6 protein-coding genes and 1 pseudogene are annotated in these 6,222 nt (G+C 73.6%); 4 read left to right on the top strand and 3 right to left on the bottom strand.

Going from position 1 to position 6,222, the window contains the following annotated elements; all coding sequences use genetic code 11:
* From DLJ47_RS25375 to groES, 3 genes and pseudogenes are all read right to left on the bottom strand, one after another.
* Window positions 1–614: pseudogene (locus tag DLJ47_RS25375) on the bottom strand (molybdopterin-binding oxidoreductase); the annotation flags it as partial.
* 182 nt (window positions 615–796) lie between these two features.
* On the bottom strand, window positions 797–2,446 hold the full coding sequence (gene groL, locus DLJ47_RS25380) for a chaperonin GroEL (protein ID WP_109903486.1): 1,650 nt from the start codon (window positions 2,444–2,446) through the stop codon (window positions 797–799).
* A gap of 70 nt (window positions 2,447–2,516) precedes the next feature.
* A complete protein-coding gene (groES, locus tag DLJ47_RS25385) occupies window positions 2,517–2,831 on the bottom strand; it encodes a co-chaperone GroES (RefSeq protein WP_018222648.1) in 315 nt (104 codons plus the stop codon).
* Between the two features lie 347 nt (window positions 2,832–3,178).
* Between groES and DLJ47_RS25390 the strand changes: the two genes are divergently transcribed.
* From DLJ47_RS25390 to ybaK, 4 genes are all read left to right on the top strand, one after another.
* Entirely contained in the window at window positions 3,179–3,979 is an 801-nt protein-coding gene (locus DLJ47_RS25390) for a helix-turn-helix domain-containing protein (RefSeq protein WP_109903488.1), read from the top strand.
* Window positions 3,970–4,161, top strand: coding sequence for a DUF397 domain-containing protein (locus DLJ47_RS25395; RefSeq protein ID WP_109903490.1), 192 nt, complete (start codon window positions 3,970–3,972; stop codon window positions 4,159–4,161). The genes DLJ47_RS25390 and DLJ47_RS25395 overlap by 10 nt, the downstream gene beginning before the upstream one ends.
* 313 nt (window positions 4,162–4,474) lie before the next feature.
* Window positions 4,475–5,665 (top strand): THUMP-like domain-containing protein, encoded by a 1,191-nt coding sequence (locus DLJ47_RS25400; RefSeq protein ID WP_109903492.1) that lies wholly within the window; start codon window positions 4,475–4,477, stop codon window positions 5,663–5,665.
* Window positions 5,666–5,756: 91 nt separating this feature from the next.
* On the top strand, window positions 5,757–6,222 hold a 466-nt coding region (gene ybaK, locus DLJ47_RS25405), incomplete at its 3' end, for a Cys-tRNA(Pro) deacylase (protein ID WP_109903494.1).

Consider the following 6,222-nt stretch of genomic DNA (forward strand, 5'->3'; position numbering starts at 1 on the left):
GCCCCGGCGGCCCGGCCCTCCACGTCGCCCGCCGGCCCGGCAGCCGCTCGCGGAGCCACCACCGCAGGCCGGCCCGCGGGCCCGTCGGTGGCCGGCCCGGCCCCCGTTGCCCCGATCCCCGGGCCGGTCGGCCGCGCGGCGGCGGGCAGCGGCTCGGGCGGCGACCAGGGCCAGGGGTCGAGTTCCAGCGGGCCGGCCACGAAGAGCCAGAGCACCAGCGCGCCCGCCCCGGCACCGAGCAGCGCGGGCAGGGCGTCGGCGAGGTCCGCGCCGGCCCGGGTCAGCGCGGCGGCCACCCCGAGCGCCCCGAAGGCCGCGATGCCGGCCAGGCCGACGGCCAACCGGCGGACGGCCAGCACCCCGAGCAGCGCGGCCGCCGCGCCGAGCAGCAGCGCCGTCCCGATCAGCAGAGCGACCTTGTCGTACGTGCCGAAGAGCGCGATGCCGAGCTGCTTGAGCGGCTCCGGAACGGTGTCGACGACCAGCCCGCCGACGGCGACCAGCGGAGCCGAGCGGGGGCCGGTCAGCACCGCCACCAGCTCGGCGGAGCCGATCGCCACCGCGGCGGCGGTGAACCCGGCCAGCGCGGCGTACCGGCGTGTCGTGGTGCTCATCGGGCCAGTCTTTCCGATCGGCCGGCCCGGTCGGTAGCCACGTCAGCGTTCCGTAATCCCACCCCGGAGCGGTGGCCAGCCGCCCGCACCGCCTCGCGCGGGGAGGCGGGCGCGGGGCCGGAGACGCGACCGGGGCACACCGTCGGCGTGACGGTGTGCCCCGGACCGGTGGTGCTACCGGGTCAGAAGCCCGGGCCGTGCTGGTGGCTGTGGCCGTGGCCGTGCGAGTGCCCGTGCCCGGCGGCGGCCGGCTCCGGCTCGGCCGGCTTCTCCACCACGAGGCTCTCCGTGGTGAGCAGCAGGCCGGCGATCGAGGCGGCGTTGCTGACCGCGTTACGGGTCACCTTCACCGGGTCGACGATGCCGGACGCGGCCAGGTCGACGTACTCGCCGGTGGCCGCGTCGAGGCCGTGGCCCCACTCCTTGCCGACCACCTTCTGCACCACGACGTAGCCGTCGTGGCCGGCGTTCTGGGCGATCCAGCGCAGCGGCTCGACCAGCGCCTTGCGCACGATCGAGACGCCGACCTTCTCGTCACCGGTGAAGCCCAGGTCGTCGTCGAGCGCCGGCAGGATCTGCGCCAGCGCGGCGCCACCGCCGGGGACGGTGCCCTCCTCGACCGCAGCCTTGGTCGCCGCGATGGCGTCCTCGATGCGGTGCTTGCGCTCCTTCATCTCGACCTCGGTCGCCGCGCCCACCTTGATGACGGCGATGCCGCCGGAGAGCTTGGCCAGCCGCTCGGCGAGCTTCTCCCGGTCCCACTCGGAGTCCGAGGCCTCGATCTCCTTGCGGATCTGGGCCACCCGGTCGGCGACCTCGCTGGCCTGGCCGCCGCCGTCGACGACGGTGGTGTTCTCCTTGTCCACCACCACGCGACGGGCGGTGCCCAGCACCTCCAGGCCGACCTGGTCGAGCTTGTAGCCCAGCTCCGGGGCGACCAGCTCGGCGCCGGTCAGGATCGCCATGTCCTGCAGCATCGCCTTGCGGCGGTCGCCGAAGCCGGGAGCCTTGACCGCGCAGACCTTGACGGTCTTGCGGATCGCGTTGACCACCAGGGTGGACAGCGCCTGGCCCTCGACGTCCTCGGCGATGATCAGCAGCGGCTTGCTGTTCTGGAGGACCTTCTCCAGCAGCGGCAGCAGCTCCTCGATCGCCGAGATCTTCTGCGTGGTGATCAGGATGTACGGGTCCTCCAGGACCGCCTCCTGCGCCTCCACGTCGGTGACGAAGTTCGGCGAGATGAAGCCCTTGTCGAACTGGAGACCCTCGGTCACGTCCAGCTCGGTGTGCAGGGTGGAGCCTTCCTCGACGGTGATGACGCCGTCGCGGCCGACCTTCTCCATCGCCTCGGCGATCAGGTCGCCGATGGCGGCGTCCTGCGCGGAGACCGTCGCGACGTGCGCGACCGCCTTCTTGTCGGACACCTCGACCGCCCGGGCCAGCAGCGCCTCGGAGACCTTGTTGGCCGCCGCGTCGATGCCCCGCTTCAGGCCGGTCGGGTTGGCGCCGGCCGCGACGTTGCGCAGGCCCTCGCGGACCATCGCCTGGGCCAGCACGGTCGCGGTGGTGGTCCCGTCGCCGGCGACGTCGTTGGTCTTGGTCGCCACCTCCTTGACCAGCTGTGCGCCGAGGTTCTCGTACGGGTTGGTGAGCTCGATCTCCTTGGCGATGGTCACACCATCGTTGGTGATCGTGGGCGCACCGAACTTCTTGTCCAGGACGACGTTGCGCCCGCGCGGGCCGAGGGTGACCTTGACCGCGTCCGCGAGGGCGTTGACACCGTGCTCGAGCAGGTGCCGGGCGTCGTCCGAAAAGCTCAGGATCTTCGCCATGGATGTCCCTTCGAAGCGACGTTGCCCCGGCCCGGCGAGCCGGACCGGGGCAACGACACTGATCGGTTGCTTACTTCTCGATGACCGCGAGGACGTCGCGGGCGGAGAGCACCAGGTACTCCTCGCCGGCGTACTTGACCTCGGTGCCGCCGTACTTCGAGTAGAGGACGGTGTCGCCGACCTTGACGTCGATCGGCACGCGGTTGCCCTTGTCGTCGATCCGGCCCGGGCCGACAGCGAGGACGGTGCCCTCCTGCGGCTTCTCCTTGGCGGTGTCGGGGATCACGATGCCCGACGCCGTGGTGGTCTCAGCCTCGTTCGCCTGGACCACGATCCGGTCCTCGAGCGGCTTGATCGCAACCTTGGTCGCGGTAGTCACGGGCATACCCTCCTGGGGTACTGGTTTCGTTACCGGTCGGCGTGCCGACCAGCGTCAATCTGCCACATGCCACCGGGCGGGGCCGTCGTCGCGGGTGCCGGTCCGCCTGGCGTTCAGCGCCCGGACCGCGCGGCCCGGAAGCTGGCACCCTCAGGGTGAGAGTGCTAATCGCAGGTTATTCCTCGGCTAGCACTCCGTCAAGGAGAGTGCCAACGCCCCGGGCCTCGTGTCGCCACAGTTCCGCCACTGTTCCGCCACGGGACACCGCGACACGCCGGCAACGCCTCGCCGCACCGTGATCGACCCCCTACTCTCCGGTGCCGGCACCGTTGCCGAGGGGAGGGAGCGACCGGATGTCCCGGGTACCGACACTGACGTTCCTGCGAGATCAGCTTCGCCGGGCCCGCCAGGCACGGGGGCTCAGCCAGGAGGAGCTGGGCAAGCTGATCAACTACTCGTCGTCCCAGGTGAGCGCCGTCGAGATCGGTGAGCGGCCGGTCCAGCCGGACTACCTGGCCCGGGTCGACGCGGTGCTGGACACCGGCGGCCTCTTCGTCGCCATGCTGGAGCTGATCCGGCTCCACGCCGCGCCGGACTGGTTCCGCCCGTGGGAGGAGGTCGAGCGGGAGGCGATAGCGCTGCGCTGGTGTGAAGCGTGCGCCGTCCCCGGCCTGCTCCAGACCGAGGGCTACGCGCGGGCGATGCTCGGTGTGGGTGGTGAGCTGACCGCCGAGGAGGTCGAGGCGCGGGTGGTGGCCCGGCTCGCCCGACAGGCCGTGCTGACCGGCGACATACGGCCGCAGTTCGTCGCCGTGTTGGACGAGCAGGCGCTGCGCCGGCAGGTCGGCGACCGGGCCACCATGCGCGATCAGCTGGCACATCTGCTGGCCGTTGGCGCGGAGCCGAACGTGCAGATCCGCGTGGTGCCGGCGGACTCTCCCTGGCACACCGGGCTCGGCGGCTCGTTCATCCTGGCCAGGCTCGCCAGCGGTGCCGAGCTGATCCATCTGGACAACCAGCTTCGGGGCCTGACCGTGGACAGCCCGAACGACGTTGCCGCCCTCGAACGACGCTGGGAGACTGTGACCGGCGAGGCGTTGCCCTGCCGGCAGTCCGCCCGGCTGATCGAGGAAGTGGCCAAGACATGGACCTGACCCGCGCCGCCTGGCGCAAGTCCTCCCGCAGCACCAACAACGGCGGCGCGTGCGTCGAGGTCGCCGACAACCTGCCCGGCGTGGTCGCCGTCCGGGACAGCAAGGACCCGACCGGCCCGGTGCTCACCTTCGCCCCGGCGAGCTGGCGGGCCTTCGTCGCCGCCACCCCGACCCGTCACTGACCCACCGCTCGGCGGCGGACCAGGCCTCCCGCACGCCGTGTCCGGGATATCGCGGTGTCCACCGGCTCGGGATGCCGCCAGATCCCGCACCCGGAGTGGATCAACCAGCGGAAAGTGGCCCGGGGCCAGGGGCGCGGGCCGCAGGCGTCGCGGGACGGTCGATCGCCGGCCACCTCGCCCGAGGGCCTGATGACGCAGCGGGAGGCCGTGACAGCGAGAGCAGCTTTTGCGCGGCCACCGTGCCGTCCCAGGACTCCGGCGGCCGACGTGACGGCACGCGCAGGAGGCGGAACCGGGCCGGGAGAATGGCCGGGTGGATCTGGATCAGCTCGCCGCCCTGCGTACCGCCGAGGGGTCGGCCGCGCTCGCCGCGGCGGCCGAGGTGGCCGGCGGCGACCCGCTGGCCGCGGCGTCGGCGCTCCGCTCGGCCGGCGTCCCGGCCGGGCTGGCCGCCGCCGCGCTGACCCAGGTCGAGCTGCGCCGCCGGGCGGCCGGCAAGTTCGGGCCGGAGGCCGCCGGCATGTTCCTCACCCGCCCGGGGCTGGAGCAGGCCACCCGCCGGGTGGTCGCCGACCGGCGGGCCGAACGGTTGCGCGCCGCCGGGGTGCGCACCCTGGCCGACCTGGGCAGCGGCCTCGGCGCCGACGCGCTCGCCGCCGCCCGCGCCGGCATCCGGGTGTACGGCGTGGAGGCCGACCCGGTGACCGCCGCGATGGCCGCGGCGAACGCCGAGGCGGCCGGCGTGGCCGAGCTGTTCACGGTCGAGTGCGGTGACGCCACCGCCTTCGACGTCGACCGGGTTGACGCGGTCTTCTGCGATCCGGCGCGGCGGAAGGCCGGCACCGGGCGGCGGGTGTTCGACCCGAGCGCCTACTCGCCGCCGTGGGACTTCGTGCTGGGGCTGGCCGAGCGGGTGCCGTACACCGTGGTGAAGGTGGCGCCCGGGCTGGACCACGCGCTGATCCCGCCGGGCGCCGAGGCGGAATGGGTCAGCGTGGACGGTGACCTGGTCGAGGCGACCCTGTGGTGCGGCCGGCTGGCCGAGGTCCCCCGCCGGGCCACCGTGCTGCGCGGCGCGGCGGCACACGTGCTGACCGGCGCCGGCGACCGGCAGGCGGCGGTCGGGCCGGTGCGCCACCACCTGTACGACCCGGATCCGGCGGTGGTCCGCGCCCACCTGGTCGCCGAGCTGGCCGACACCCTCGACGCCACCCTCGCCGACCCCGACATCGCCTATCTCTACGCCGACGCGCCGGCCGCCATCCCGTACGCCCGCTGCCTGGCGGTCACCGACGTGCTGCCGTTCTCGCTCAAACGGCTGCGGGCCCTGCTCCGTGAGCGGCGGGTGGGCCGGGTGGAGATCCTCAAGCGCGGCTCGGCGCTGGAGCCGGAGCGGCTGCGCCGCGACCTGAAACTGAGCGGCGACAACGCCGCCAGCCTGGTGCTCACCCGGGTGGCCGGCGCCCCCACCACCCTGCTCTGCCAACCCGTGCCGGCCCGCTGACCACCCCTCCCCCCGCCGCCCGGCGGTCGGCCCGTCCCAGGGCGCGGGTATCGGATGGCCTGGCGGGCGGCGCGCCGATAGCTTGTCGGGCATGGCGGGACAGGGAACACCGGCGACGGCGCTGCTGGCGAAGCGGAAGATCACGCACAGCACCCATCCGTACGACGTCTCCCCGGACGCGCCGAACTACGGCGGGCTGGTCGCCGAGGCGCTGGGCGTGCCACCGGAGCGGGTGTTCAAGTCGCTGGTCACCGAGGTCGACGGCGTGCTCACGGTGGCGGTCGTGCCGGTCACCGGCGAGCTGGACCTCAAGGCGCTCGCCGCGGCGGTCGGCGGCAAGCGGGCGGCGCTGGCCGACCGTACGGTGGCCGAGCGGGTCACCGGCTACGTCCGGGGCGGGATCAGCCCGCTGGGCCAGCGCAAGCGGCTGCCCACCGTGCTCGACTCGTCGGCGCTGGACTTCCCGACCATCTACGTCTCGGCCGGCCGGCGCGGCCTCCAACTCCAACTCACCCCAGCCGACCTGATCACCCTCACCGCCGCCCACCTCGCCCCCC

The sequence above is a fragment of the Micromonospora sp. S4605 genome (assembly GCF_003176715.1).
GTDB classification, from domain to species: domain Bacteria; phylum Actinomycetota; class Actinomycetes; order Mycobacteriales; family Micromonosporaceae; genus Micromonospora; species Micromonospora echinaurantiaca.

Excerpts from the sequence above, each read along its gene's own strand:
- groL (WP_109903486.1), bottom strand. The coding sequence starts at position 2,446 with ATGGCGAAGATCCTGAGCTTTTCGGACGACGCCCGGCACCTGCTCGAG.
- groES (WP_018222648.1), bottom strand. The coding sequence starts at position 2,831 with ATGCCCGTGACTACCGCGACCAAGGTTGCGATCAAGCCGCTCGAGGAC.
- DLJ47_RS25390 (WP_109903488.1), top strand. The coding sequence starts at position 3,179 with ATGTCCCGGGTACCGACACTGACGTTCCTGCGAGATCAGCTTCGCCGG.
- DLJ47_RS25395 (WP_109903490.1), top strand. The coding sequence starts at position 3,970 with ATGGACCTGACCCGCGCCGCCTGGCGCAAGTCCTCCCGCAGCACCAAC.